28 protein-coding genes and 1 pseudogene are annotated in these 25690 nt (G+C 43.9%); 17 read left to right on the top strand and 12 right to left on the bottom strand.

Features of this window, described 5'->3' with window-relative positions; all coding sequences use genetic code 11:
* Positions 1–40: 40 nt before the first annotated feature.
* From B5M42_RS02370 to B5M42_RS02355, 4 genes are read left to right on the top strand one after another with little or no spacing between them, the layout of a single operon-like run.
* On the top strand, positions 41–1681 hold the full coding sequence (locus B5M42_RS02370) for an ABC transporter ATP-binding protein (protein WP_134748665.1): 1641 nt from the start codon (positions 41–43) through the stop codon (positions 1679–1681).
* Complete coding sequence (locus B5M42_RS02365; RefSeq protein WP_134748667.1) at positions 1678–2817, top strand: cysteine synthase family protein; 1140 nt, start codon at positions 1678–1680, stop codon at positions 2815–2817. Before B5M42_RS02370 ends, B5M42_RS02365 begins: the two co-directional genes overlap by 4 nt.
* Before the next feature lie 41 nt (positions 2818–2858).
* Complete coding sequence (locus B5M42_RS02360) at positions 2859–3368, top strand: GNAT family N-acetyltransferase (protein ID WP_134748669.1); 510 nt, start codon at positions 2859–2861, stop codon at positions 3366–3368.
* A 16-nt stretch (positions 3369–3384) separates the two neighbouring features.
* Positions 3385–4179 carry a (2Fe-2S)-binding protein gene (locus B5M42_RS02355; RefSeq protein ID WP_134748671.1) on the top strand — a complete coding sequence of 265 codons (795 nt, stop codon included), beginning with the start codon at positions 3385–3387 and terminating at the stop codon, positions 4177–4179.
* A gap of 368 nt (positions 4180–4547) precedes the next feature.
* Here the strand turns inward: B5M42_RS02355 and folE2 are convergent, their stop codons facing one another.
* The 3 genes from folE2 to B5M42_RS02340 all read right to left on the bottom strand — a co-directional run bounded on the left by folE2 (position 4548) and on the right by B5M42_RS02340 (position 7034).
* Positions 4548–5447, bottom strand: a complete 900-nt coding sequence (folE2, locus tag B5M42_RS02350) for a GTP cyclohydrolase FolE2 (protein ID WP_134748675.1) — start codon at positions 5445–5447, stop codon at positions 4548–4550.
* A gap of 55 nt (positions 5448–5502) precedes the next feature.
* On the bottom strand, positions 5503–5922 hold the full coding sequence (gene sufU, locus B5M42_RS02345; protein WP_134748677.1) for a Fe-S cluster assembly sulfur transfer protein SufU: 420 nt from the start codon (positions 5920–5922) through the stop codon (positions 5503–5505).
* Positions 5923–6026: 104 nt separating this feature from the next.
* Entirely contained in the window at positions 6027–7034 is a 1008-nt protein-coding gene (locus B5M42_RS02340; RefSeq protein WP_134748679.1) for a CobW family GTP-binding protein, read from the bottom strand.
* Positions 7035–7384: 350 nt separating this feature from the next.
* Here B5M42_RS02340 and B5M42_RS02335 point away from each other — a divergent pair, with 350 nt between their 5' ends.
* From B5M42_RS02335 to cntE, 3 genes are all read left to right on the top strand, one after another.
* Positions 7385–8440 (top strand): CobW family GTP-binding protein, encoded by a 1056-nt coding sequence (locus tag B5M42_RS02335; protein ID WP_134748681.1) that lies wholly within the window; start codon positions 7385–7387, stop codon positions 8438–8440.
* A 119-nt stretch (positions 8441–8559) separates the two neighbouring features.
* Positions 8560–9015, top strand: coding sequence for a Fur family transcriptional regulator (locus B5M42_RS02330; protein ID WP_230632586.1), 456 nt, complete (start codon positions 8560–8562; stop codon positions 9013–9015).
* Positions 9016–9136: 121 nt separating this feature from the next.
* Positions 9137–10330 carry a staphylopine family metallophore export MFS transporter CntE gene (gene cntE / locus B5M42_RS02325; protein WP_134748685.1) on the top strand — a complete coding sequence of 398 codons (1194 nt, stop codon included), beginning with the start codon at positions 9137–9139 and terminating at the stop codon, positions 10328–10330.
* A 542-nt stretch (positions 10331–10872) separates the two neighbouring features.
* Here cntE and B5M42_RS02320 read toward each other — a convergent pair.
* On the bottom strand, positions 10873–12078 hold the full coding sequence (locus B5M42_RS02320; RefSeq protein WP_134748687.1) for a COG4705 family protein: 1206 nt from the start codon (positions 12076–12078) through the stop codon (positions 10873–10875).
* Positions 12079–12274: 196 nt separating this feature from the next.
* Here B5M42_RS02320 and B5M42_RS02315 point away from each other — a divergent pair.
* The 9 genes and pseudogenes from B5M42_RS02315 to B5M42_RS02275 all read left to right on the top strand — a co-directional run.
* A pseudogene (locus B5M42_RS02315) lies at positions 12275–12490 on the top strand (DedA family protein); the annotation flags it as partial.
* Positions 12487–13161: a response regulator transcription factor gene (locus B5M42_RS02310; RefSeq protein ID WP_134748689.1), complete on the top strand. Its 675-nt coding sequence runs from the start codon at positions 12487–12489 to the stop codon at positions 13159–13161. The pseudogene B5M42_RS02315 and the gene B5M42_RS02310, both read left to right, overlap by 4 nt.
* The gene (locus tag B5M42_RS02305) at positions 13158–14555 is read left to right on the top strand and encodes a sensor histidine kinase (protein ID WP_134748691.1); all 1398 of its coding nucleotides are present in this window, start codon (positions 13158–13160) and stop codon (positions 14553–14555) included. The genes B5M42_RS02310 and B5M42_RS02305 overlap by 4 nt, the downstream gene beginning before the upstream one ends.
* A gap of 89 nt (positions 14556–14644) precedes the next feature.
* Positions 14645–15253 carry an undecaprenyl-diphosphatase gene (locus B5M42_RS02300; protein ID WP_134748693.1) on the top strand — a complete coding sequence of 203 codons (609 nt, stop codon included), beginning with the start codon at positions 14645–14647 and terminating at the stop codon, positions 15251–15253.
* 271 nt (positions 15254–15524) lie between these two features.
* Complete coding sequence (locus tag B5M42_RS02295) at positions 15525–16460, top strand: hypothetical protein (RefSeq protein WP_134748695.1); 936 nt, start codon at positions 15525–15527, stop codon at positions 16458–16460.
* 81 nt (positions 16461–16541) lie between these two features.
* Positions 16542–17285 (top strand): ABC transporter ATP-binding protein, encoded by a 744-nt coding sequence (locus B5M42_RS02290; RefSeq protein ID WP_134748697.1) that lies wholly within the window; start codon positions 16542–16544, stop codon positions 17283–17285.
* Positions 17272–18012, top strand: coding sequence for an ABC transporter permease (locus B5M42_RS02285; protein WP_134748699.1), 741 nt, complete (start codon positions 17272–17274; stop codon positions 18010–18012). Before B5M42_RS02290 ends, B5M42_RS02285 begins: the two co-directional genes overlap by 14 nt.
* A 19-nt stretch (positions 18013–18031) precedes the next feature.
* A complete protein-coding gene (locus tag B5M42_RS02280) occupies positions 18032–18355 on the top strand; it encodes a hypothetical protein (RefSeq protein WP_134748701.1) in 324 nt (107 codons plus the stop codon).
* Positions 18349–18675 carry a hypothetical protein gene (locus B5M42_RS02275; RefSeq protein WP_134748703.1) on the top strand — a complete coding sequence of 109 codons (327 nt, stop codon included), beginning with the start codon at positions 18349–18351 and terminating at the stop codon, positions 18673–18675. The genes B5M42_RS02280 and B5M42_RS02275 overlap by 7 nt, the downstream gene beginning before the upstream one ends.
* A 378-nt stretch (positions 18676–19053) precedes the next feature.
* Here B5M42_RS02275 and xerS read toward each other — a convergent pair whose 3' ends face one another.
* From xerS to B5M42_RS02245, 8 genes are all read right to left on the bottom strand, one after another.
* Positions 19054–20139 carry a tyrosine recombinase XerS gene (xerS, locus tag B5M42_RS02270; protein WP_407946099.1) on the bottom strand — a complete coding sequence of 362 codons (1086 nt, stop codon included), beginning with the start codon at positions 20137–20139 and terminating at the stop codon, positions 19054–19056.
* Between the two features lie 25 nt (positions 20140–20164).
* The gene (locus tag B5M42_RS25685) at positions 20165–20311 is read right to left on the bottom strand and encodes a hypothetical protein (protein WP_407946108.1); all 147 of its coding nucleotides are present in this window, start codon (positions 20309–20311) and stop codon (positions 20165–20167) included.
* Positions 20307–20792 (bottom strand): DDE-type integrase/transposase/recombinase, encoded by a 486-nt coding sequence (locus B5M42_RS02265; protein ID WP_134748707.1) that lies wholly within the window; start codon positions 20790–20792, stop codon positions 20307–20309. Before B5M42_RS02265 ends, B5M42_RS25685 begins: the two co-directional genes overlap by 5 nt.
* A 72-nt stretch (positions 20793–20864) precedes the next feature.
* Positions 20865–21470, bottom strand: a complete 606-nt coding sequence (locus tag B5M42_RS02260; RefSeq protein ID WP_134748709.1) for a DUF2441 domain-containing protein — start codon at positions 21468–21470, stop codon at positions 20865–20867.
* 39 nt (positions 21471–21509) lie between these two features.
* Entirely contained in the window at positions 21510–23105 is a 1596-nt protein-coding gene (locus tag B5M42_RS02255) for an HNH endonuclease (protein WP_134748711.1), read from the bottom strand.
* Positions 23106–23165: 60 nt separating this feature from the next.
* Positions 23166–23300 carry a hypothetical protein gene (locus B5M42_RS25225; protein ID WP_268999024.1) on the bottom strand — a complete coding sequence of 45 codons (135 nt, stop codon included), beginning with the start codon at positions 23298–23300 and terminating at the stop codon, positions 23166–23168.
* An 89-nt stretch (positions 23301–23389) separates the two neighbouring features.
* The gene (locus B5M42_RS02250) at positions 23390–24091 is read right to left on the bottom strand and encodes a hypothetical protein (RefSeq protein ID WP_134748713.1); all 702 of its coding nucleotides are present in this window, start codon (positions 24089–24091) and stop codon (positions 23390–23392) included.
* 195 nt (positions 24092–24286) lie between these two features.
* A complete protein-coding gene (locus B5M42_RS02245; RefSeq protein WP_167689509.1) occupies positions 24287–25369 on the bottom strand; it encodes a coiled-coil domain-containing protein in 1083 nt (360 codons plus the stop codon).
* 70 nt (positions 25370–25439) lie between these two features.
* Between B5M42_RS02245 and B5M42_RS25455 the strand changes: the two genes are divergently transcribed.
* Entirely contained in the window at positions 25440–25643 is a 204-nt protein-coding gene (locus tag B5M42_RS25455) for an ATP-binding protein (RefSeq protein WP_167689512.1), read from the top strand.
* Positions 25644–25690: the final 47 nt, after the last annotated feature.

Genomic DNA, 25690 nt, shown 5'->3' with positions numbered 1-25690 from the left:
CTTACTGAGCTGGTATTGCTTCGCAAAGGGAGGAGTATACATGCTGGAAAGACAAAGTGAGGCGATCCTGCAGGTTCGAAATTTACAAGTGACTTACAGGCAAAACCAAGCCACAATTGCCGTTCTGGATCAGCTTGGATTTGATATGACAAAAGGCGAAATCCTCGCCCTTTTAGGGGAGAGCGGTTCCGGAAAATCAACGATTGCCAAGGCGGTTACAGGGCTGCTTCCGCCTTCTGCGAATATCGCTAGCGGAACCCTGCAGATTGGCTCCACATGGCATGTGGATATGACAATTAAATCTAAAGTGTGGGATCAGATTCGTGGAAGAGGCATCTCCATGCTTTTTCAGGATGCCCAGCTGGCGCTTAACCCGGTTCTTAAAATAAAAGAAAATTTCAAAGAAATTCTTCTCTTTCACCGCATGGCTGCTAAGGATGAAGTCATGTCGATCGCGGTAAAAATGCTGAGCATGCTTAATTTCACAGAAGCGCAAAGTAAAAGCATTCTGGAGTGTTATCCCTTTGAGCTTAGTGGCGGCATGTGTCAGCGCGTCTGCCTTGCGCTTGCGCTATGTCTGAAGCCATCCGTCCTTATTGCAGACGAACCTACGTCAGCGTTAGATACGGTGAGTCAAAAAGAAGTGCTTGATTTATTAAAAAAGATGCAGGCAGAGCTGGGTTTAACCATTCTTTTGATTACCCATGATATCGCAGTGGCGAATGCGATAAGCAATAGAGTAATCGTATTGAATAAAGGAATCATTGAAGAAGAAGGCAATACCAGTGCCGTATTGTCGAAGCCTCGAACCGCTTATACAAAGCAATTGCTCGCTTCCCGTCTTCAAATCGTAAAGCCTTCTAATGATCGTGCTGAACTGCTGCGTCATAGCGAGCCTCTACTCCAGATTCGCAAGTTGGAGAAGACTTTTCATTCAAAGAAATGTGTATTACACGATATCGATCTTACATTAAATAGCAGGGAAATCTTGGGTATATTGGGGCAGAGCGGTTGCGGCAAATCAACGTTAGCCAAATGTATCGTCGGATTGGAGTCTCCAAGCGGTGGAAGTGTGTTGTACCGCGGGGACCATATTAACCGAATACAAGGCAAGTATAGACGGGAGATGAGTAGGAAAATTCAATTGGTCTTCCAAGATGCCCGAGCTAGTCTTCACCCGGGGCGCAGTGCGCTCGAGTTGGTCCAAGAACCATTGCAATACTTGCAGATCGGAACCAGGAAAGAACGAAAAGAGCAGGCAACTTATTATCTGAATGAAGTGGGCATTACCGGCGATCTTCTCAACAGGAGGCCTCCTCAGTTAAGTACTGGACAATGTCAGCGCATTGCGATTGCTAGAGCGTTGGTGCTGGAGCCGGAAGTGCTGATCTGTGATGAGGCGGTATCTGCCCTGGACATGAGCGTACGAGCGCAGATCTTGGCCTTGCTCCAACGTCTGCATCAGCAGTTTGACTTCGCCATTCTGATGATATCACACGATATTCATGTTCTGCGCAACTTTTGCCATCATATCGCTTTGATGAATAATGGAAGCATTAGTGAAACTAAGTGCCCTAGCGAGCTGCTTCATGAAAGCAGTCAACCGCATACGCAATTGCTGCTCAAATGTGCAGGTGATCTGGAACAGCGTCTTTATGAAGGAAGGATGGTTAAGCTATGATCGCCAGTATTCTGGAGACAATTGGCAATACACCGCTCATCACGATACCTAACAGTAATAAAGCGAATGAAGGCCAAGTCTTGTTGAAATATGAACGCTACAATCCCGGAGGAAGCATTAAGGATCGCGCTGCGATGTATCTAGTTACTGAAGCTGAGCGCAGAGGATTGTTAAAGCCTGGAGGCACCATCATTGAGTCTTCAAGCGGGAATTTTGGCATTTCCCTTGCCATGATTGGTGCTGCTAGAGGCTACCGTGTCATCGTATTGGTTGATCCCAAGACAACGAATGCTAATCTGGCGCTGTTGAAAGGGTTCGGGGCCGAGGTTATTGTGGTAACCGAGCAAGATGACAGTGGCAGCTATCACAAAACAAGAATTTCGCTTGCCAACAGGCTGGCCAAAGAGATCCCGAATTGTTATCGTCCTGACCAGTGCTTTAATCTGCTTAACAGTGAAGCTCATTTTAAAAGCACGGCGCGTGAAATCCTGAATAATTGCCCATCTGACCTGGCTGTAGTTATCGCAGCCGTTAGTACGGGCGGGCAGCTAGGCGGCATTTCCAAGTACCTCAAAACCTTTGCGCCGGATGTGCAAATCATCGGTGTGGACGCAGTTGGTTCTGCCATTTTTGGTGGTCATATGGATTCCTATCGTATACCCGGGGTAGGTCTTGGTTGGACACCGATTAATCTGAACATGGACTATATTGACCGTACTTATAAAGTGACGGATGAGCAGGCTTTTCTCACAGCCCGTGCCTTTGCTCGTCATGAGGGCATCCTTATGGGTCCCTCTAGCGGCGCTTGTGCACTGGTTGCTCTCCATGTTGCGCAAGAACTTACGCCGAATCAGCGCATTGTCTGCATGATTGCCGATGGGGGGGAACGTTATATCCAAACCTTGTTTAATGATGACTGGATGGAAGAGCAAGGCTTTGCGACGTTGGCAGATATGGAAACCATTCGCACGATGGCTTGGCAGCTGCAGCCTTGGAGTGTAAACCCTGCTGACCATGCCAATCACAGATCAGACCTGATTCAAAGTCTGGAAGTTCCCGATTCTACTTTGCATATGAATGCCGAGGCACAGCAACGAGCGGACTTTAGTCAAGGGAGTTCCATTTATATGGACTGAGGGAAGCAGAATTCAGAAGAAAAAATGAGGGGAATGTACAAATGGACCAAGAAACAGCGTATCGCATAGTGCCAGCAGACAGCGACAGGATTGACGAGATTAAAAGCTTTGTATTAACGGTGATGAGCGATTTATACCCGCAAGGTACTTATTATGAGGATCCGCATGATCTGGCATTCTTTGACGAAGTGTATATTCAGCCTTCCAATGCCCTGTTTTTGATTACCACAGATGCAAGTGGCCAAATCATAGGCACAGCTGCCGTCAGACCGTATGACAGACGATTTCCCGAAGTGGAAGCCGCATTCGGGCGCGAGCCGGTTTGTGAAATCGTCAAGTTTTATATTCATTCGGATCATCGGAAAAAGGGAATCGGAAGTCGTCTCTATGCGATCGCCGAGCATTTTGCAAGAGAAGCTGGTTATAAGATGAGCTATTTGCATACGTCCACTTTCTTGCCGGGCGGTTATCCATTCTGGAAGTCTCGCGGGTACGTCGAATACTATTGGGAATCAGAAACCGTTGTGCACATGAGCAAAAATTTTCAATAGCAGGAGGTAAGGGCCCATGAACCAAGAAGGTATTAGCAGCCAAATACTCAAACATTATCATTTGGTTGATAAAGGAAGAGAAGATGCATCGTTGAGCATTCAACTTTCGAGATTAAAAAGTAAGACCACGCTTCAAGATTTCCTGCATAAGCTGATGCCTTTTATACATACAAACAATCCTGTGGTGGCTGCTACACATTTTATGAGCTGGTTTGGCAGTGTCTGTGCGGCTTTCCAGGCGGGAATCTCTCTAACCGATGCCGCTTTGGATGTGAGACTTGCTAATCTCTCATTTCAGCTTTATTTTGAAGGAAATCAACGAAAGACATCATTTGTTCTTCATGTTCAGGATCCCTTCAGCACGCTGAAATCAGATGAGAACCGTTCTGCATGGCGTACAAGCATCTTAAATGAATTTTATAGCCAGGAAGTGAAGCCGCTGATCTTATCTCTGGTTACCGTCAGCGGTGCAACCGCGAATCAGCTCTGGGCGCAATTTACAACGAGGCTGCACAATGAAAAGGACATCTTGCTCGAACAGAATTCAGCTGCCCGGAAAGATACGATATTGGCTGATTTTGATGCGCTTTTGAACGAGTTAGATTTGGAATCCTTAGGTTTGGTTAGAAATCCATTCAACGTTTCGTTCCGCTTCATTCCACACCTTACAGAAGAAGAGCAGCAAATCCGCCAAAGAGCAACGTGCTGTTTAGCTTATGAGACGGACACAGGCAAGGGATTTTGTTACAGTTGTCCTAAAATGAGTGAACAGGAGCGAGAAGCCAGACGTGAGGCAGTTCGAGCAGGTTAAAAGCATCTTTTCAAATCGTAATATTTACATTTAAATTTGAGGGGATCAACATAAAAGTTGAATTAAACTAAGGTCGCCATCTGGCGACCTTTTCTCATCAGCTGAAGGAGTTTTCGCAATGTGTATTCTAACGGGGCCATTCAAGATGAACGGGAGATCGTAACTCCGGCGATAGCGCGACTAAGAATCGCAGCGGAGCCAATATCCTCAGCAAAACTTAAATATCGAAAGACTTCGCCAAAATTCGGTGTTCGTGTATCTGAAACAGTCACAATCATACATCGAACCGTAGCTGGGGATTCTTGGCGATGGAGCTCTACAGATGTTAACATCGTTAACTACCTCCCACTCAAATAAAAAACGCTGGCTTATGCCTTGGTATATGATACTCTAGCGATAGCATCATGCAAGTGAATGGACTCCTCGTTTCTGCATTCCACCGTAAATGACCTCACGCTGTCCATCTCGTATAAATCAGCTGCAACAAGTCTGACCATGTCCTCGACAAAACGGGGGTTTTCATATGCTTTCTCGGTTACTGCTTTCTCATCGGGACGTTTCAAGATCGGAAATAAGGCGCTGCTGGCATTGGACTCGGCGGCACTTAGCAGCAGCACTTTCCAGTCACCTTCAAAATCAGCATGAAGTTCAACGGATATCGTCACGATACCTCGCTGATTATGAGCGCTATACTCGCTAATTTCCTTGGAGCAGGGGCATAAAGTGGCTACAGCAACTTGAAGTCCAACATTCGTAAACAACTGACCTTGCTGGTATGTCATTTGAACCGTTGCCTGAGCATGGTTAAGTCCTTTTAAATTCATCACAGGCGAGGCTGTTTCATAGAACCACGGAAAGGAAAGTTTAATTTCGGCTTTATCTTGATTCATTCTCACTGCCAATTCTTTGGTGAACTTGGCAAGCGTAGCAAGTTCCGTTGACCAGCCTTCTTGACGGTATACTTCCAGTTGTTCCGTCAAACGGCTCATATTGATCCCCTTGGCTTCCCGATGCAGGCTTGTAGTCAATTGCAGGGACGCTACTGTTGTTTGCTCGATGGGTTCGATATCGGAATAGACTGTGATCGGATGTTGCACCTGACAGATCCCCACGCTATCCAGCTGAAACAGATAATCATGAGGGGTATTCTGCAAATCTGCCATTTCCGCTTTGGTTGTCGGTTTGGTTCCTTGAATGGGGTCCACAGAGCCGAATCGCTTGTGACGTTCTATTTTTGAAGGAAGATTGATGATTGGTTTGTCATTCATGGAATAAATGGACTCCTTTTGCAGATGAGATCATGGGTATGTTTTGTCTAGCTGCTTACTGAATTTGAAGGGCCTTTTGCAAGGCTTGCCAGCCCATGAGTGCGCAATTATGTCGAGCTCTTAAGGCATGTACGCCAGAGAGGGAGGCCGCATCCTCGAGCAAGTCTATATCCTCAGGATTCCCGTCTTTTATCATCTTGGTGAACTGAGTGATCAGCACTTGTACTTCCGTTAGAGATTTCCCTTTTACGAGTTCGGTCATCATGGAGCAGGAGGCCATACTAATCGAGCAGCCTTCGCCTTCGAAACGAATGTCGTGAATACGATCTTCTCCAACATCCAGATAGAGAACCATCACATCACCACAGGTTGGATTTTTATAAGCTAACCGAACCGTCCCTTCAGGCAATTTCCCTTTGTTCCTGGGGTTCCTGTAATGATCCATAACCATCTTTCGATAGAGTTCATCCAGCACTGGACAACCCCCCTTTACTTCTTTCTTTATGTAACATAAAACCCTCGTAACTAGTCCAGATGCCTGAAGCGGCAAGCAGACAGATTAGAGGGTAGAGGGAGAGATTAGTCAGCGACACATGCTGCAAACTGTTCGCGAAACCATGCTTCATCCAAGTTGCGCCCAATGATGACAAATTCATTATGAGGGGTTTCTGTCGCTTTCCATTCCCGATCAGGCGCCGAGGTAAAAAGCATATGAATACCTTGGAAAATAACGCGTTGTTTCACACCCTTGATGTGTAACACGCCTTTGTATCTGAATGTATCCGTACCATGCTCCGACAACCATACTTGTAGAAATCGTTCCATTTTCATCAAATCAAGCGGACGCTCTTCACGGAAGAACAGCGATGTGACCTCATCGTCGTGCTCATGCGCTTCTTCTTCAAGGAAGCCGGGATCAATTTCCAGCTTTTTCTCTAAGTCAAATGCGCCAATTCCTAAGATATGGTTGATATCGATCCGGGACTGTTGCGTGCGATAGATCTTGGCTGCGCCATTCATAGATTTCAGTCGAATTTCCAATTTGGCAGCATCTTCCTCAGAAACGAGGTCGATTTTGTTAAGGAGAAGGACATCGGCAAAAGCAACCTGCTCCTGGGCCTCATGTCCATCGTCTAAATGCTGTCCGGCATGCTTGGCGTCAACGACGGTAACAATCGCATCGAGTTTATACATATCGGCTACTTCTTCATCTACAAAAAAGGTTTGGGCAACCGGTGCTGGATCAGCTAATCCCGTCGTCTCGATGAGGACACGATCAAATTCGACTTTCTTACTGCCAGCAGCACCTTCTCTGGCGAACATCAAGTCACCGAGAATGCGAATCAGGTCACCCCGAACCGTGCAGCAAATACAGCCGTTGTTCATCTCGAAAATTTCTTCATCAGCGCCAACAACGAGCTGATTGTCAATGCCAACTTCACCAAATTCATTTACGATAACAGCAATTTTCTGTCCATGATTTGCGGTAAGCACATGATTAAGCAGGGTTGTTTTTCCAGCGCCTAGAAATCCGGTAAGAATGGTAACGGGAATTCGTGGATCGGAGACTTGTTCAGTTTTTGACATGGTTCACACTCCTTAATTGTAAATATTACAATTATAAATTATAAAATGTCTTCTGGTTAATGTCAAATAAGATCATTTCAAACTGAAATTCCATGCCAAATTGCAGACGTTGTTCATTCATTTCGATACCCATGAGGACTACATATGGTGTTCCTGAATAGAAGATAGGTTTTCCTTCCATATTCATAGACTACCGAAAAGATTACATTTAAAAGTAAAATTTACGACTAACTTAAATGTACGATAGGTGGAATGCCAGGAGCAAATGTAAAACTCTTGACACAAAGCGAGGAAAAAGATATATTTTTCAACAAATTAATTGTAATTATTACGTTAAAAGGGGCGTAAACATGAACAAAACCATTCCCATATATTTATTGTCCGGTTTTTTGGGCAGCGGCAAGACAACTTTATTAAACAATCTATTAGACTACTGCAAGGAATCGGGTCTCAAGCCGGCAGTCATTATGAATGAAATTGGCGATATCAATATAGATGGACAAGTGATTGATATCGAAATTCCGATGGCAGAAATGCTGAGCGGCTGTATATGCTGTACCATCAGCGGGGATCTTGGAGCGACAATTCTAGACCTTTGCCGCACCTATAGTCCTGATGTCATCATTATTGAATCTACAGGAGTAGCGAATCCGATAGAGGTCATCGATAGCATAACAGAAAGCTCCCTACTGACTGAGGTGGAGCTTAAAACCATTGTGACGGTAGTAAACATCAAGTATTTGCTTGAATTGAATGCCGCGGGTACGCGAAGAACACTGCGATTGATGGAAGATCAAATTCGATGTGCCGGCTGGCTCATATTGAACAAAGCAGATCAAGTTACTCCGGATGAACTACGGCAAGCTGAGCAAATTGTTAGACGATTGAACGCGTATGCGGCTATTAAGGCTACCGTACATTGTATAGGGAGTCTTGACTTCATGAATGTGGAACTAACAGAGGATACTTCCTACCAAAGGAGAGAACGACAGGCGGAACAGGTGATATTTGACAAGGACAAAGAGGAACACGTCCATAGCAGCGGATGTGACCACCATCATCATAGTCACGACGATCAACATACACACAGCCATGATCATCATGGCGTTCAACATCATCATTCCTATGATCATGTCATGGTGTATACCCATTATTTTCAAGCTCCGATCGACAGGGACGAATTTGAGCATTTCATCAGCCTTTTGCCGAAGGAAGTGTACCGGGCCAAAGGGATATTAACGTTTGCCAATGAAGATCAACCCCATTTGTTTCAATACGCTTATCGAGAGCTAGAAATAGTGAAGCTCAGACCTAGAGCAGAAATTCCTAATGTAGCTGTTTTTATAGGTGAAAATTTCTCCCAAGAAGAAGTGATAGCTGCCATACAGGAAAAGTTGCTTGTTTAAGGTTTGACGAAACAGTGAATGGCTGTTAAGATTAACTAAATGTAATAATTACGTTTAGTTAATTTTTCATGCTTATTAATCGTAAATTTTACAATAATTTTATCGGAGGCAGCATAACAGTGATTGACCATAATAGTTCAGAAAGTATGATTCAAGCGATGTCATCCAAAGGTTTACGGATTACAGAGCAACGACGTACACTAGCTCGCTTGTTTGCTGATGCAGTTGGCTTTCTTAATCCCAAAGATGTGTACCTTGGATTGGCATTGAAGCATCCTGGTCTAAGCTATGATACCGTCTATCGAAATTTGAGAATATTACAAGAAATGGGCATATTGGAGCAATTCCTCTTCGAGGACGGCGTGAAATTCAGAATGGGATGTTACGGAAGACATCATCATCACCATCATATGATTTGTCTGGATTGCCACACCATTATTCCGTTAGAGTTCTGTCCTATGCATAATATGGAGATACCGGATACATTTCAGATCGTAAGGCATAGCTTTGAAGTATATGGGTATTGTGAGAAATGCAGAAAACAAGACTTGGCAACACAAGTGGTATCGGCGTAGTCAGGATCGAACAGTTAAAAGACGTACAGTCCGCGTATTCAAGGAAACTGTTTCAGATGATTATTACGTAGCGATAAAGCAAAGAGCATTATTAAATAGAAGTGGGGAAGGAGCAATCATTTTGAGAGGAGCTTTGTCGTGGCCTTTTTTGCGGCTATATGTATTGACGATTTTGTACTTTAGCGCTAACTCCATATTGAATGTCATCATTCCTTTGAAAGGCGAATCACTAGGAGCTACGAATACGACGATCGGGATCATTATGGGGGCGTATTTGTTTACAACGATGTTGTTTCGGCCGTGGGCAGGCCAAATGATTCATAAATACGGGGCAATTAAAGTTTTGCGCACAATTCTTGCTATTAATGGATTCGCTCTCATAATATACACCTTATCTGGATTGGAGGGCTATTTCGTTGCTCGTATATTGCAAGGCGTGTGCACGGCTTTTTTCTCCATGACCTTACAGTTGGGCATTATCGACGCACTTCCGGATAAGGATCGTTCACAAGGAATTTCGTTGTACTCCTTATGTGCTTCGATACCGGGAATTATTGGTCCTTTACTGGCTATAGGTATTTGGCAAACAGGGGATATGAATGTTTTTACAGCTGGTATGTTTGGAATTGCCATTCTAACAGGAATAGTGGGCTATAGTGCCAAAATGGACAAAAAGGGGGCGGAGCCTAATTCCAGTCCGTCAGGGCAGCATACAACGATGCTTCAGTCTTTCAGCCAACTGGTCAAAAACCCGCATTTATTCAAATGCAGTATGTTGATGCTGATGGCTTCCCTGGTTTTTGGAGCGGTGACAACTTTTATACCGCTATACGCGCCTCAAATTGAAGGCGGCCATGCAGCCATTTATCTCATGATACAAGCAGGGACGGTCGTCGTTGCCCGGTTTGTGTTGAGAAAGAAAATCCCCTCCGATGGCAAATGGCATTCAACTTTTATCATGTCAATGATGCTTATTGTAGCTGTAGCGGCTCAAAGTGTAAGCTTTTCTGCAATGGGAGGAGCTGTATTTTTCTATGTCGGCGCCCTTCTAATGGGGATTGCTCAGGCAGTCCTCTATCCTACGTTAACCACGTATCTGACTTTTGTATTGCCGCAGATGAATCGTAATGTGTTAGTTGGCTTATTTATTGCCATGGCTGACTTGGGTGTATCTCTAGGCGGAGTCATTATGGGCCCGGTCGCGGACCTTTCCTCCTATTCATTTATGTATATGATATGCGCCATTCTAGGCGTACTGATGATCCTGTTTGCCTACGAAAGAAACAAGGTAGTTGGTGGACTAAAAGACATTTAATCTTTGAAGGAACTTGAACTTATGGAGCGTTACCAAAAGGATGAGCGTTATGAAGGCTAGATATATGCAATTGGCAAAGATATCTACGCAAGATCAAAAGCAGCAGGGGATGCACAGCGTACCGTCCTGCTGCTTTTTTGTGATTCAAACGATTGTCCTTAGAAATCAAATTGTTAACCTGTTGCATGAAAAAGCAGAACGATCCAATCTATGGCGAGTCGTGATATGCACTGTGAGATCAGTTCGAAAGGCATGAGATGTAAAGCGACATTTAAAGGGAGTAGTTTATTGTCACGGCTCAATGATATTTGACTACTCCATTTAAAAGGTATTGACATTAATTTGGCATTATCCACCGTTGCGGTGAAATTTCGCACCGTTTAAGAAAATGACAATCATCACCAACCTGTACCCTTGAGCAGTATTAGTTTCTTTTGTACCGATTACAGCATATACAAAGACATCGCGTCCTGGAGTGCTACGATAAAAATGCAGTCGAAAAATATTCTCGTAAATGATACCGTCGTGCAAATCTTGTGAGCTTATTGAAGAACAACAAGCAGGTCTTCTAATGCGGTTTTGCATTTTTGCGAATCCGGCTTGGATGCCCGAAGTTGTTTCAAAACATGATCGATGGCGCCGTCGACTTCATTCCACTTCGTCTTATTTTTAGGTTTCAGTTTACTTTGCGAACTATCCCAATCATGTTCCAAGTCGGCGACGCGCGTCTTTGCCGCGGGCAGCTTGTCGGCGTTCACAAGATTGAGCGTGTCTTCCGTAATCGAACGGAAGTTAGATAAATCACCCAGCGAATCACTGGGACTGACGGAACCGGACGTTTCCACCTGCGTTGCCGCACTGTCAATGCGATCTTGACGCCAATAATACCCTGCTCCTCCGGCAATAACAAGCACACTTAGAACGACAGCAACTTGAACAAATGGAGTTTTATTCGTTTCGACGGACCGTACAACAGCTGAGGATTCAATGACATCACGTTTCGTAATAGACAGGAATATGACAATCAACGCGATGGCCGCAACGAAAACTGCGCTAGTGATTGTTGCCCCCAAATCTAATCCTCCATATTCCTTGGGCTGAGAGAGGTAATCGCCAATAGAAGCACCAAGTGGTCGAGTCGAAACATACACGATCCAGAAGGTTAAGACGGCATTCAAACCAAGACGCCAAGCGAGCGCCATGCAAGCGACAACAAGAATAACGATAAGACCAGTGCCAAGATACCCTAGAGCCAAGCTCTCTGCCATGAGGTCACCAACGGCTGTTCCCAAGGCAAAAGTAAAAAGAATGATGAGCCAATAAAAAGCTTCTCTTGACCTGGTGACAATAGAATGAATGGAAAGAGTTTTCTCCTTTTTAAACCACAGTGAAAAGAGCAGTATTAAAACGACACTAAAACCAAGTGTGCTTATTTCAAGCGGCACGCCGATGTTATCTGTCAAATTGTCAGTCACAAGTGTTCCAAAGATACTGATCAAGAATACGGACAGCCAATAGATGACAGGAATATATTGGTGTGCTCTGAATTGCATGAATAGCACAAATACCAAAAGTACACCAACGACGAGCGAAGTAACGGACAGACCCAAACCTAAGGTTACATTGAGAAAATCAGCTGCAGTTTCTCCTACGGTTGTACATAATACTTTGATGATCCAAAAGTAGATGGTGACCTCTGGGACTTTGCTTAACAACTGCTTGAAGTCTTTTGCAGGGGCAGTATTCATTTTACAACTCCTTCACCTGTAATATTTCTTACTGTAGGGGTTGTACATTAAAAATCCATGAGATTTATGTAACGGGTTCGATCTTTTTTCTTTCTCATCATTTTTTCATGTCGTGCATGTAGAGTAGGTGGTATGCAAACGAGGTTGGCTGCTATGAAGGAAGGCTGTTTTTCATACATTCAACCCAGTTGTATTTTTCGCACGGGTCATTTCCGTTGTGCAACATGCGATCTCGATTCCTGTGGGCATCGCGAAGATGAATATATGGAAATTCAGCTTGTACACGTTACTTGCAAGCTTGCCTTGGTCAACCATTTTTATTAAAATTGGCATGCAGCTGGCGGAAACTGGGGATGTCAAAGGTCAATCGCATGCATTCCAAGTGGAAAAACTTGTAAAGGAGACCTCATGAAGCAAATATTAATCATTGAAGACGAAAAAAGTTTAGTTCGATTCATACAGCTCGAATTGGAGCATGAGCATTTCTTTGTGCAGGCCGCCTACGACGGTAGGAGCGGCATAGAGCTTGCGCTGCAGCAGGATTGGGATTTAATTTTGTTGGACGTTATGCTGCCGTTTGTGAATGGAATTGAGGTTTGCCGTCAGCTGCGTACGGCCAAGAAAACGCCCATCATCATGATCACAGCACGGGATCGGTTATCAGATCGGATATTGGGACTGGATAGTGGAGCTGACGATTATATTTCGAAGCCTTTTGCCATTGAAGAGCTGCTCGCTCGGATGCGTGCACTGTTCCGCAGAGTCGATACGCAAGAAGCCTTTCCCCATTCTACATTAACGTTTCGTCATATCCGGGTTGATGTGGAAGCGAGAATGGTATACAAGGAGCAGCAAATCATCGATTTAACCAGACGGGAGTTGGATTTGTTGGTGATGTTTTTGAAGCACCCGAACTTGGTTTTGACCAGAGATATGCTGTTGGATCATGTATGGGGCTACGATTCGCAAGTAGAAACGAACGTCGTGGATGTGTATGTAAGATACTTGAGAAATAAGCTGGACAAGCCAGAAGGAGAGAGCTTCATTCAAACAGTGCGCGGGATTGGTTACGTGATGCGATGATGACAACACTTCGGAATTGGATCAAACGGCTGCCGATTAAATGGAAGCTCATGTTAGGGGCGACTTGTCTGATTTTTATCCTGTTTGCTTCGTATAATTTTGCGCAGTATTTGGTGCTGAAGCAGTGGATGCTCAAGCAGGAAAAAACGGCTCTGCAAATGGCAATGGGGCAAGTGGAGCAGCGAATTCAAGATAAAGGGCTAACAACGGACACTGTCCAGAGTGCTGAAACGCAAGCGTTCTTGAAATCGATCATGGGACAAAATGAAATGATCCGTATTATCGATTCGTCGGGTAATCCATTGGTTGTTGTGACGAATCGGTTTCATGCGGACTGGCTGGCGCCACGCGTCGTGAGTGAACCACAGTCGGGTGAAACAGGTTATAACGAAGAACATATATTAGTTAACCGAACCCCGTATCCCGGTCTTGGAACTATTGAAGTCGCCAGCAATTTGGAAACATTCGATCATTTTAGTCAAACGCTACTCTGGGTGATGGGCATTGGCTTTCTTGTAGCGACTGGGATCAGCGCGATAAGCGGTCTGACGATTGCGCGGCAGTTCATGCGGCCGATCCGAGCTTTATCCGATGCCATACGGAATGTGAAGAGGAACGGACTGCGCGAACGCGTGGCGACACTTGAAAACGGCGATGAATTATTTAATTTGGCACAGTTGTTTAATGATCTTATGGATCAGTTGGAAGCTTCGTTTCGCAAGCAAAAGCAGTTCGTTGAAGATGCTTCCCACGAGCTCCGGACCCCAATTACGATTCTGGATGGCCATCTGTCTTTGCTGAACCGATGGGGAAAAGACGATCCGGCTGTGCTTGAAGAATCCATAGAAGCGTCCGTTCATGAAATACGCAGACTCAAGGGCATCACTGAGCAATTATTAACATTAACGAAATTGGAGTCCCGGCCGATTCTGGAGGCCCTTGAGCTTATCCAGCTAGAGCCACTCGTTGCGCAAACAGTCAAAAGAATGGAGGCATTGCATCCGGAAGTTTTGTTCGCCGTTCATTCATGCGATTTGGAAGACGTTTCATTGGCCGTAAGTTCGTTGCAATTGGAACAAGTTTTGCTGATCGTACTGGATAACGCCGTTAAATATTCGACGGAAGTCAAACGAATTGAGGTGGAATTGCGCCGCGAGAACGGGGAGGCAGCCGTAACCGTTCAAGACCACGGGATCGGTATTCCAGCCGAAGATTTGCCCTCTATTTTCGACCGATTTTATCGCGTAGATAAGGCTCGCAACCGGGAGATCGGCGGTACGGGGCTCGGGCTGGCGATCGCGAAGCAAATCGTGCAAAACTATCGAGGCGTTATGACGGTTGACAGCACAGAAAATAAGGGAACGAAAGTTACAATTACGTTGCCGATTTCTTAATCTCTCATGAGATTTTCATTTTCCTTTTGTAAAGTGAATGTACGCCGTACTTCTTTGCGCGGTGATCAGACCACAAAAGGATGATGAATATGGACCTCAATGAAATCGATTATCAGCTATTTAGCCAAATGAATGCGTGGGGAGACGCGATCCCCATGTTAAATCCCTTGATGCGCTTCTTTGCACAGGATGGGGAATACGTATTTTTTGCAGGCATGCTTATTTATTGGTTTTCCAGACGAGCAACGACTCGTAACATGGTGGTCGAGGCTGTGTTGTCCGCCTGCATCGCGCTCGGAGCCAGCGGCTTGCTTGGCCATTTCTTTTACCGGGATCGGCCGTTTGTTACTCATCATGTGCTCCAGCTTGTCGCGCACTCGGCTAATGCTTCATTCCCTAGCGATCACGCAACCGGAGCCTTTGCGATTGCGACTGCGTTCTGCCTGTATCGGAAAAAGGGCTCAGCACTTTGGCTAACGCTTGCCGGAGGTATCGCCTTCTCTCGCGTATGGGTGGGTGTCCATTATCCGATAGATGTTTTCGCAGGCGCAGTACTAGGCATGGTTACTGCTGTCGGTGTCCACCAGCTATTGCAACGTTCCGACCGAATGAAGAAATTGATCGTATTCTGCATAGGCATCTATGAAACACTTGAAGGAAAAGTGTGGTCACGCACAAATCAATCCTTAAATAAATGAAAAACTTCCTGAACGGCTATCCGTCAAGTAGCTGGAACATATAAAGGAAATCGTAAGCGGTCTTTATCCTGAATTACTGGGATACGAGGCCGCTTTATTGTTATTGAACTGGATCAAGCTGGAAGAAAAATCAATAAAACATCCACATCAGCAATCCCTACCTATGATGAGGCGAGTTAAGAAAAATTTAAGAAGCACTTCACTGGGGTTTCATTTTTTCCGCCTATGATGACATTGAAAGGCCTAATTCAAGTATTCAGGAGGAGAAGCAATGAAAAAGAAATGGATCGTACTCGGCGGAGCACTTGGACTCAGCAGCATCGTAATGGTGGCGACGGGGATTGGCGCCATGGCAAGCGCTTCTGGCTATGACGCCTACAAATCAGCATTGAAAACAACAAAATCTCTGCAAAATGTGACCATTCAAGCATCTGCGGCGCTACAGGACAACGCCAAGGCGCTCGCCAACGCTAGCGGTGAATTCAAAGTCGACACTAGCAACGACAGCGCTAGCGGACACGCCGACTTCACCGTTAACGGCGCGCAGCAGTCGGTCAGCTTCTACAAACAAGCTAAGCAGACAGTGCTCAAGGCGGGATACAGTGATGTTTATTATGTGGAGCAAGAGGGTAAAGGCAAGCGCGACAAGGCGGAAAATCCGGCGGACGCTCAATTCTCTGCACAAATCGAAACCGTCATCGATGCACTTGTGGGCAACTTGAAGGATTACGTGGCAGTTAATCCGCAAACAGATGGCTCCAAAGAAATTTCACTGCAACTGACCAACCCGCAAATTCCGGCAGTGGTCAATGCGATTGCTCCAATTGTCATCAAGGAAGTGACGAAACAAGAGCATGATGGCGAACAAAACGACGATCAGGAAAAGGGTCAGCTACCTTTTAAAGAAGATATCTTTAAAGACGCGCTGCCGCAACTGACGCAGGATATCAAAATTGAACAGGTTACTGTCAAAGCGAAGTTGAACACAACAAATTACATTGAGCACCAGGAAGCCGATCTTACGGTATCAGGCAAAGATGACGGCGGCACCGTCCATCAGGTGACGCTGCACGTGCAGGCGGATTTGTCGAAATATAACAGCACGACGCCAGATACGATCGACTTGACCGGCAAAACCGTTCAGACATTGGCCAAACACGGCCACGGTCACGGTCATAATGAGGACAGCGAGTCAACAGAAAATTAACGTCAGGAAATAGGCCAGTGGGCAGACTGTCGCGTATAGCCTGTCCACTCCCTGAATCAATGACAAGAGGAGGCGTTCATCTTGGAGACGATAGTGGAAACCAAGCAACTCGGAAAATCATATCCCAATCGCCGCGGCATTCGGGATGTCAGCCTGCAGCTGTTCGCGGGCGACGTATACGGCTTGCTCGGGCCGAATGGGGCGGGGAAGACAACCTTTTTGAAGCTGATCACCGGTTTGCTGCGACCGGATCGGGGAACAGTACAGCTGTTCGGTGTCGATATCGCCGACGATTTTGCCCGGGCCATACGGAATGTTGGTTGTATGATCGAATCAGCCGATTTTTACGATTTTCTGACAGCCCGACATTATTTGCAAATGGTGGCACGGTTTTATCCGGATGTTACGGACAAGGCGATCGATGAGATGTTGGAGCAAGTGGGACTTAACAAAGTGCGGTCAGAAAAAATCCGTGGCTTTTCCACTGGAATGAAGCAAAAGCTTGCGTTAGCTGCCGCAATGCTCCCCAAGCCTCGATTAGTTATTCTCGACGAGCCTACGAACGGCATGGACATTGAGGGTACAGTGATGTTTCGCAAGCTGGTACAAGAATTTGCATCTCGAAACGAAACCTCCTTCCTGATCTCAAGCCATATGATTCATGAGCTGGAGCAGCTTTGTAACCGGATTGGTATTTTGGCGCAAGGTAAGCTGCAGTGTGAAGGAAACGTATCGGCTCTGCTGCAAAGCGGCCAGTCGTTGGAGTCCTTCTATATTGACCAACTGGAGTGGATGAAGAAGGAGGCCGAACATGTGGAAAGCTAGTTATTTGAACGAATGGTCTCTGATGTGGCACCGTAAAAAAATGATCGCATTCGCCGTTACCTCGACGGTCCTGCCGATTGTACTTGCCGTTTCGCTGCAAGCCTTGCAACCGTTTCTTGGCCTGCTGGCGGTCGGGTCTTCGTTCCCAATCGAATTGCTGTCCATCTACACAGGCATTTGGATTCCGCTGTTCCTTTTAACTGTCATCGGCGATTTGTTTCCGCACGAATATGCGTCGCGCACGCTTAAACTGGCGCTGCTACGGCCGAATTCGCGGCTACACGTGTTCGTGGCCAAGGCTGCTGTGTTGGGAACGGCGGTTGGCGGGCTATTGGCTGTATTAGCCGTGGTCACATTGTTGTGTAGCTTGTTTGCCGGTATACCGACCAATGGAGCAGACTTGTGGAGCATGCTTAAAGCATACACCGCCGCTTTTGTTGCAATGCTCGCACTTTCCGCGGTATTTGTCTTTGCTGCCCAGTTTTTCAAATCCGCCGGCGGCTTCATGGTATTTGCTCTCATCCTGTATGCCTTGGCGAAACTAGCCCCGTTTCTATCCAGCACCTTCGCCGCTTTTTCGCCGACTGCCTATACAGATTGGCATATGCTTTGGCTGAGCTCGACGGTGCCTGCAGGTCGGCTGCTGACAGCCGGAGCGTTCCTCTTATCTAGTTGCCTTTTCTTTTTTTCGCTAGGTTACTATAAATTTGAAAGAAAAGAAGTCTAACCAAGCGGAGACTACGTGCATGTCGATTCGGCTCAAGCTGCTGTTTTCTTATGCCGCAATGCTGGTCGTCTCGCTAGTGATCATGGTGATTACGCCGGCTTTGTTGATCGTTGTGTTCCGCGCGACGATCACAGTCTTTGCCAGCAATGGGCAGGACGGGAGAGTGACTGTGCATATCCGAAGGTTGCTGGGAGATGGCCATCCGAAAACTAAGTTCTTTGAAACGGTATGGGGGGGGCTACCGGCAATGTTGTCAACTTATAGTAGAGGTAAAATTGAAAAAAACGGGAACGAACTGTTACGGCGATTTGGCGAAACGAAAGAAACATTGAGCATATGCTGAGTTTGCAATCGTTATCTATTCGAAATCTGATTCTGAATACAACAAGTCCGGATGAGATCGTCACGATTGAAATCACGAAGGCAACTGAAACAGCAAGACGTCCAGGAACCAAGATTCAATTACGCGTAATAAAAGTGGAGTTACCTACGGGCGAGATCGAAACGCTTTTGACTATAAAGCTCGATTGTCCATATAGCACTTATTTAAAAATGAACTTTAATTTTTGCGACACAATCATAGCAGGTTTCTTAGATCAAACCGAGTATGTTTGTGTCGTAATTTTGATGGACATCAAACGTATTTTGAAAGCAGGTCGCTAGACAGAAATTTGCGGCTTTTGTAACGTGAGCTATTTGTCATCATTACTACTTCACAAAACCCGTATTTTGTACATATATATATAACAAAGCCGCGCCACTGCTGGACTTTGCTGCAGCTGTTAAGCGACAATAAAGTACTCCTTTAATTGACATTAGAATAGGGCCATCAAAATAAAAATATGTTTGTGACACTAAAAAGGTATCCGTCGATTTGCTGTGAACGCAATTGTTTTATTCTTTAGGGGCACTTTAATGTCAAATTTAATCAGCAAGGACAGTGGCTTATGTAATGGAACTATTTTAATGTCAATTACCGTGAATGATGCTATTTTAATGTCGCCATTTCTTGATTAGGGATATTTTAATGTCGCTACTGTTTCACTTTTCTCCAGCAACCTCATCCATCCTATCGACGGCTTGCTTTAATTCATCGTTTGTAAGATGTGTGTAAATCATCGTTGTTTGAACTGCAGAATGCCCAAGTTGATTTCTGAGTTTGGGCACATCATTGTTCTCCTGATGATACCTCGTTGCGAATGAATGACGAAGCGTATGAACTGTCAAGGACGGTCTTCCGTTTGCCACTGCATATTTTTCAACCATTTTTTCAATTGAACGTGGGGTTAACCTCCTGGTCTTCCCCGTTGGCCCGATAGCAGCTGCAACAAACAGAGCCTTGTTATTTTTGTCTATGCTATACCGGCTCTCTCTGATCGTGAGATATTCTTTTAGATCATGCAACGCCTGCTCGCTAAAAAATACATATTGTTCTTTATTTCCCTTTCTAATCACCCGGATGCAACATTTCTTCAAATCTAGATCCTGAGTGTCACAGCCGGCGATCTCCGATAATCGTAACCCAGATCCAAGTATTAATGAGATGATTGCGGTGTCTCTTTCCCGGTTTTTTTGATGAAAATTATATATTTTTTTATTTTTTCTGTATATTTCTCCGTAATCGTGTGCTACAAATAGCCTGAATTGTTCAAACTCGTCTCCCTTTAAAATTTTCCCTCCAATTCGATTGGCTATGGTTTCCTGATCCTCTTTTATTGAGTTCAGTTCGATTTTCGCCATTACGTTACGTTCTATATACGGTTTTAGATCCCTAGTCTCAGCTTGATTTTGTAGATAGCCGAATAAAGACTTTAGTGCAGACAATTTACGATTTACAGTTAATTTTGAGTTATCTAACTCTAAATCTAAGTAGTTTAAAAAATCCTCTACTTGCTGTGTGGTCAAAGTCTCCAGCACGGTCAATGGGATCTCCAACATCGCTCCTTCGAAATGCTTTTCTTTGGTCAGCCACTCAAGGAAGATGATGTAATCGTGGCAATAATTTAATAATGTTGCAGCTGAAAGCTTCCTCCGTTTTTTTGCAACATATTCTTTGATAAACCAAGGTAGATTTGTAAGCTTTTCATTTATTCGTCGATTGAGCTTCTGCCTGCTTTCAAAATCCACGAGCATCCCCTCCGCCGATCTTATATTATCCCTGATTATACCTTTTGAGTAAAACTTCGTCAAATTTATATTTTACGTAATTTTTGAAACGTTGATCAAATGACAAGAACTCAGTGGGCGTTTGATACCCGATCGACGAATGAATGCGCGCGTTGTTGTAAAAAACTTCAATGTACTCGAAAATGCTTCGCTGAGCCTCCGCATGGGGTTGCGTATTTATTCAAATAGATCAACTCTTTTTTGATGATACTGTGAAAGGATTCAATACAAGCGTTATCGTTGCCTTTGCGGGCCATGCTGCCGGTCATGAAGTAAACCTGAAGCAACTCCTGGTACTCGTGTGCGACATACTGATTGCCACGGTCGGAATGGTGTAAGACCGCACCATCGGGACGCTGACGACCGTAATCCTGTCGCAGCGCCTGCAACACCAACTCCTTGGTTATGTGGTCTCTCGTGTACCAGCCGACGATTTTGCGGGAGTACAAGTCCATTAGCTCGCCAAGTACAGCCAGCCTTCCTGAGATCGTCACTCCTTGCTGATGGAGCTTCTCGGTGACCTTGGGACTGCCATAGAGCTGACGGGGATTCCTCGTAGACTTCCTTGACCTGATCCGTTCATTCTCTATGTTGGCGAGTCCGAATGTCACCATACAATTCTTCAAAAACTTTTTTGAGTACCTCACCACGAAATCAAGGGCAACTCCGGCTATCCTTAAACTGCATTAAACCTGATACACTTTATTAACGACATCTAGCACTTTGACTTTACCTTCAAAAAGGTATTCATAACCTTGTTGCTCAGCATCTTCCCCAGCCCAGTATTTTCTTGCTTGTTCATGATTAAATTCTTGGCTGTTTGTATTTAATCGAACGAATTTTTCATTAGTTTTGTGAATTATTCCTGTAAGAGCGAGTTTGTAAATACTTGCTTCGTCTGCATTCCCTAGTAACGGTAACCAATACTTAATCCCTTCTTTATCCGTTACAAATAAGCACCTGAACCTTGATGGCAATTTATTATTAATTCTAACCCTTTCGTATTCAAAAATATATTCCCTAGTTTTTGTAATGTATTCTCTCCATACATTGCTAATATCTTGGAGGAAACGGCGATCCATTTTATCTAGTGGTTTTCCCTGCAATTTAAGTATAACCGATTCAAAATTTAGCTCAGGATCAATTTTATAATCAGTAGAATAACGACTTTCCATAAACTTATTTTGAATCTTTCCAATTTCAATGACATCACCGACATTCCAGTTATCCCTATCTCCCCAGCGTTTATTTCTTTGAATGTGGTAGTATTCTGCTTCATTGACATATTGCACAAATATCACTCCTACTTAAAAAACTATTCTTCATTGTTTTTATATTTCCTCACAGGATTCTACACACTCTCTTATTTCGAGATTAATGTGCTTGTTTAAGAGTAGCGGCAATTTCTCTCCGTGGACCGACAACAGACAAATCTGATCTCCATCTATGATGATATCAGAATACCCCCCTTTGTAATAATGGACATAGGAGTGATGATATGAACATAAACAAAGGGCGTTTAAATAATGATCTAACGTCTCGACATCAGCAGCTGTCTCCGCCGTTCCGAGCGGGGTCACATGGTGGACTTCGCAATAATAAGTACCGTCATCTTTTTCGATGCGAGGAATTAAGGGAAGATCTGTACCGCAAATCTGGCAATGGTAGTCATAAAGTTTTTTGAGCAGTGTCACCATTTTTTTGTTTCTTGCAATCCGTTCATCAGAGCCTATTTCATATTGAGAATCCGACTGTAGTTCTTTTAGTTTCTCTAAAATCGCGCCTGCAATCCCAAAACGAGATCGGTATTCTTCTTTATTAAGCCTTTCTAAGCCGATTCTTTCTAAAAACGTTTGAATGGTTTCGTAGCGGCCTCGTAAGAAGTGGTATAACGCCCGATAAAGTCCGCCGTCCGAAGGCAAGTAAACAAACCCATCAAACGATTGTTCCTTTATAAGTTCCTCATATCTTACCAAATGCCGTTGGTGTTCAGAAGCAAAATCACGATGTCTCCATTGAAACCCAAGTATTTCAGCATATTCCTGCGCACTCATCCCAAACTCCCTTGCACGCCTCGCCAGACCTGTTTGAGCGCTAGACCGGTGAGGAACCCGGAGAACCCCGTCGCTTCCTACATAGGGCAATAATCTATTAAACCAATCTTCATCTGTCAACACTCTTCCATCAATAATAGGATGGATACCAAGTTCCTCTAAATACTCTTCAAATTCAATTCCACGATTGTAGCAGTAGTATCTTATGTTCAGAGTGCTGTCATTTGAGGTTGGACGAAAATACAACTGGTTAACCACGCTCACTTGTTCAAAAGCACGACGATGATCATGATTCACTTCACTGAACCGATTCCGATCCTTTGATGCGAGCAATTGAAGTATTTCGTGATCAAAATCGAAATGAAACCTGATCGATTCGACGTTTCGATGTAAAAATACAGGTCCTTTTGGTGAAGCGGTTAATATCGCAATACTGTTGTCGTCATATTCAAAAACATAAAGGTCCTCTTCGATCATGATTTGTATAATGAGTCGTTCTTCGTCAGTAAGTCCGGATGCCCTCCAGTCTCGTCCTCCCTGTGTAGCTTCGTGTAGACGCTGGGAAACTCGCTGCCGGGAAATACCAATCAACTGAGCTATTACAGTTTGGTTGATATCTTCGAAATTTTCAATCAGATAATGAACCGAGGCAAAATCAAAATCGTTCACCACGTTATTGCCTGCGCTTCTACGTATGTAATCAAATCCAAGAGAGCGGACATACTCCTCTAAACCAACTCCTGGATGGTTTTCCTTGAGATATCCGTATATGACACTGTAAAACGAACGATCTTTCCCGCTTAGCCCATCTACAATTTTGTTAGGATACAAATATGTGAGCCGATCACGTATGATTTGTGAATCACTATCCATATCTCACACCCCCATTTCCCCCATGTTCATAACCGTACTCGCTGACGTCGTTCTTCTTCCTTAATCGTAGCGAATGTTCGGCGTTGTCTTGGTCTTCAACTCATAACTCAAGTGCCTGTCCAAATCCACCTCGAGCATCTCTTGGATTCCGTAAATAGATTCTTCAAAGGCGTCCTGAGCATCTTGAGCCGTCACCCCAGCTTATTCTCCTTGATGAACGCTCGCAGTTGCTCTTTGTTCCACAAGAATGTTCGGCTTTGATTTTATCATCATTTAGCCTAAAATTACTTTTGCTTTTTAATAAATACTAGACTTTGCAAAGCAATAAAATATATTTTATTCTTGTGATGCTTTTTTATTAACAAAATAACATCTACCAATATTCTTATCAATGACGCAGAGACAATAAACGGCAACGACATTGCTTGAAAATTAATTAAGAACTTACTCTTAACATCAGCAAATGAAAGTGCCTTATACGATGCAAAGACATTTAGAAATCCAGAAAAATCCCCCAGAGTACTGCTTAAGTTAGCATAAATCCCAACCCATGCCAAAACTAATATAAAAAATAGTCTCACCAAATCCAGTGATATTTTAACATTGTCAAGAAAAGCTTCGTCCAGTTTATATTTTAACAAAAGAACATAAAAATATAATAAACAAACAATAAAAGTAATAACAAGCATTGTAATCATGTGAATTTTAAATGAAGCCGCAATAAAATAAGCAATACACGCTGGTATTGAAAAAAATGTATAGTATGCCATAAATAATATGTTCTTACTTAATAAAATTCTTATATTTAAAAGAAATAAAACTGGTCCAAGAAAAACAAGCACCATAAATGCTTCATGCATCTTTGATGGTCCAAACATTACCCCAAATACAAGCAGTTCAAAAAACATAAGTTGGAGGAATTGTACTCTCCCTTGAATAAGTATTTTAGCGAGCCTTTTACAATAATATTTGATATTTGTGAACATCTGATTCTCCTATGTAAAATGGTTTCAACATGCTGCAGAAACCGTACCGCCTACAGATGATTTATTTTGTAATTTTCGTTCAACAAGCCCTAAAACTACACATATGCTCCTTGGTGCGACCTCAAACATTATTGATTATCTGCGACTCACATGAATTCTTTCTTGATGAGAAATTGCTTTTTTTGGATAACTGCCTTATAACGTCCAACTTCCATTATTGAAAACTAAAATTTGCGTATTGGGAGAAAGTTCATTTAAAATGGTTAAAATTTGCTCTTTATGAGGTTCGTCTAGCTTTGAATCTATTTGTACGAGTGATATTGGCGGCTTTGCAACAGTCATGCATGCTGTCCAAAATGCCCAGCCAACAGCATTTCTTTCCTCAAGGCTCATTGAATCAGGCAGACCATCGATAGAAATTCCCGATATTAGGGGTATATTCAAGTCCAAAACTAACTTTGCAGACTTACCGGTCCAATGTCTCATTTGTTGAATGAAAACTTGATTTAGTCGTTGAAACTCTGTCTCTATAAGCAACACAACTTCACCTTGAAGTTCTGCATGTTCTTTTTCCATACGTTCGAGCGACTCTCGAAATGTATTATACTCTTCAATTATAGAATCGCGTCGATGTTGAATTTTTTTTATGTATTCGACTTGGTTTTCAGGCCAATCGATTGATGCTTTATTATTTGAGGTATAGAGTTGTTTAGACAAATCCTTTAGCTGCTTCTCCATCCATTCCATTTCAAACTTTTTATCCCAAATACTTTTTGACTGTAAAGAAAGCTTTTTCATTTTCTTTTTAACACCAAGAGGGATGTCCCATAGTCGTCTGCGAATTTCTGGAGCTAAATCTACAAATCTTTTTCGATCATAGCTCCCCCAAACAGAAATACTTTCTACACTAATTTGCTTATCAAGCAAATTTTTGATATCAGTCAATCTACACGGCAACCAGTTAATTAAATATTCACTTTCACCAGAACGAAAATATCTGCGTCTAATATGAATTGAAGTTGATCCATCATAAATAGTTTCAGCATGTTCAATTTTAATATTGGCTTCGTTGTAAGCGTGTTCGTCACAAATCATTTCAACAAGTTTATTACAATCAAGATTGCGCACTCTGGTTTCCATTAGCGCGAAGCGAAATATATTAAATAAATCCGAACTGTCGTTGCCTGTGAAAACTTGTAAGCCTATATTTGCACATTCAATAACTGTACGATCGGGAAACGATTTAAAGCCATGTAATTCTAAATGTTTGAGATGCATAGGACCATTCTCCTTACTCCAGTAACAAATTTGACCGTAGCCAATACTCATCTTCGATAACGTCAGTGGCGTGGGCCGCCGCGTCAGTGAGCATGTGCGACTTGCCGACGGCTTCCAGCTCACCTTCTGCAATCCGTACGCCTGCCATGAACGGCGCAATCTTGTGCTCTACGGTCCGGTGGGTTCCGGCAAGAGGCACCTGGCTATTGAGACGGGGCTTCGCGCCTGTGAGTTCGGCATGATGGTGAAGTTCAACACGTTGCTGATCTGGTGATACGATTGACCGGCGTCGTTATCAAGTCCTGTGTCTTGATCAGATCC

It is taken from the genome of Paenibacillus athensensis (assembly GCF_004514475.2).
In the GTDB taxonomy this organism is placed as follows: Bacteria; Bacillota; Bacilli; order Paenibacillales; family NBRC-103111; genus Paenibacillus_AL; species Paenibacillus_AL athensensis.
Note: the sequence above shows the minus strand (reverse complement) of the source record. Positions and strands in the feature narration are given on the sequence as shown.

Bases quoted from the DNA above. Each gene is read 5' to 3' on its own strand.
- B5M42_RS02370 (WP_134748665.1), top strand. From the start codon at position 41: ATGCTGGAAAGACAAAGTGAGGCGATCCTGCAGGTTCGAAATTTACAA.
- B5M42_RS02365 (WP_134748667.1), top strand. From the start codon at position 1,678: ATGATCGCCAGTATTCTGGAGACAATTGGCAATACACCGCTCATCACG.
- B5M42_RS02360 (WP_134748669.1), top strand. From the start codon at position 2,859: ATGGACCAAGAAACAGCGTATCGCATAGTGCCAGCAGACAGCGACAGG.
- B5M42_RS02355 (WP_134748671.1), top strand. From the start codon at position 3,385: ATGAACCAAGAAGGTATTAGCAGCCAAATACTCAAACATTATCATTTG.
- folE2 (WP_134748675.1), bottom strand. From the start codon at position 5,447: ATGAATGACAAACCAATCATCAATCTTCCTTCAAAAATAGAACGTCAC.
- B5M42_RS02340 (WP_134748679.1), bottom strand. From the start codon at position 7,034: ATGTCAAAAACTGAACAAGTCTCCGATCCACGAATTCCCGTTACCATT.
- B5M42_RS02335 (WP_134748681.1), top strand. From the start codon at position 7,385: ATGAACAAAACCATTCCCATATATTTATTGTCCGGTTTTTTGGGCAGC.
- B5M42_RS02320 (WP_134748687.1), bottom strand. From the start codon at position 12,078: ATGAATACTGCCCCTGCAAAAGACTTCAAGCAGTTGTTAAGCAAAGTC.
- B5M42_RS02310 (WP_134748689.1), top strand. From the start codon at position 12,487: ATGAAGCAAATATTAATCATTGAAGACGAAAAAAGTTTAGTTCGATTC.
- B5M42_RS02305 (WP_134748691.1), top strand. From the start codon at position 13,158: ATGATGACAACACTTCGGAATTGGATCAAACGGCTGCCGATTAAATGG.
- B5M42_RS02300 (WP_134748693.1), top strand. From the start codon at position 14,645: ATGGACCTCAATGAAATCGATTATCAGCTATTTAGCCAAATGAATGCG.
- B5M42_RS02295 (WP_134748695.1), top strand. From the start codon at position 15,525: ATGAAAAAGAAATGGATCGTACTCGGCGGAGCACTTGGACTCAGCAGC.
- B5M42_RS02285 (WP_134748699.1), top strand. From the start codon at position 17,272: ATGTGGAAAGCTAGTTATTTGAACGAATGGTCTCTGATGTGGCACCGT.
- B5M42_RS02280 (WP_134748701.1), top strand. From the start codon at position 18,032: ATGTCGATTCGGCTCAAGCTGCTGTTTTCTTATGCCGCAATGCTGGTC.
- B5M42_RS02275 (WP_134748703.1), top strand. From the start codon at position 18,349: ATGCTGAGTTTGCAATCGTTATCTATTCGAAATCTGATTCTGAATACA.
- B5M42_RS02265 (WP_134748707.1), bottom strand. From the start codon at position 20,792: ATGGTGACATTCGGACTCGCCAACATAGAGAATGAACGGATCAGGTCA.
- B5M42_RS02255 (WP_134748711.1), bottom strand. From the start codon at position 23,105: ATGGATAGTGATTCACAAATCATACGTGATCGGCTCACATATTTGTAT.
- B5M42_RS02250 (WP_134748713.1), bottom strand. From the start codon at position 24,091: ATGTTCACAAATATCAAATATTATTGTAAAAGGCTCGCTAAAATACTT.
- B5M42_RS02245 (WP_167689509.1), bottom strand. From the start codon at position 25,369: ATGCATCTCAAACATTTAGAATTACATGGCTTTAAATCGTTTCCCGAT.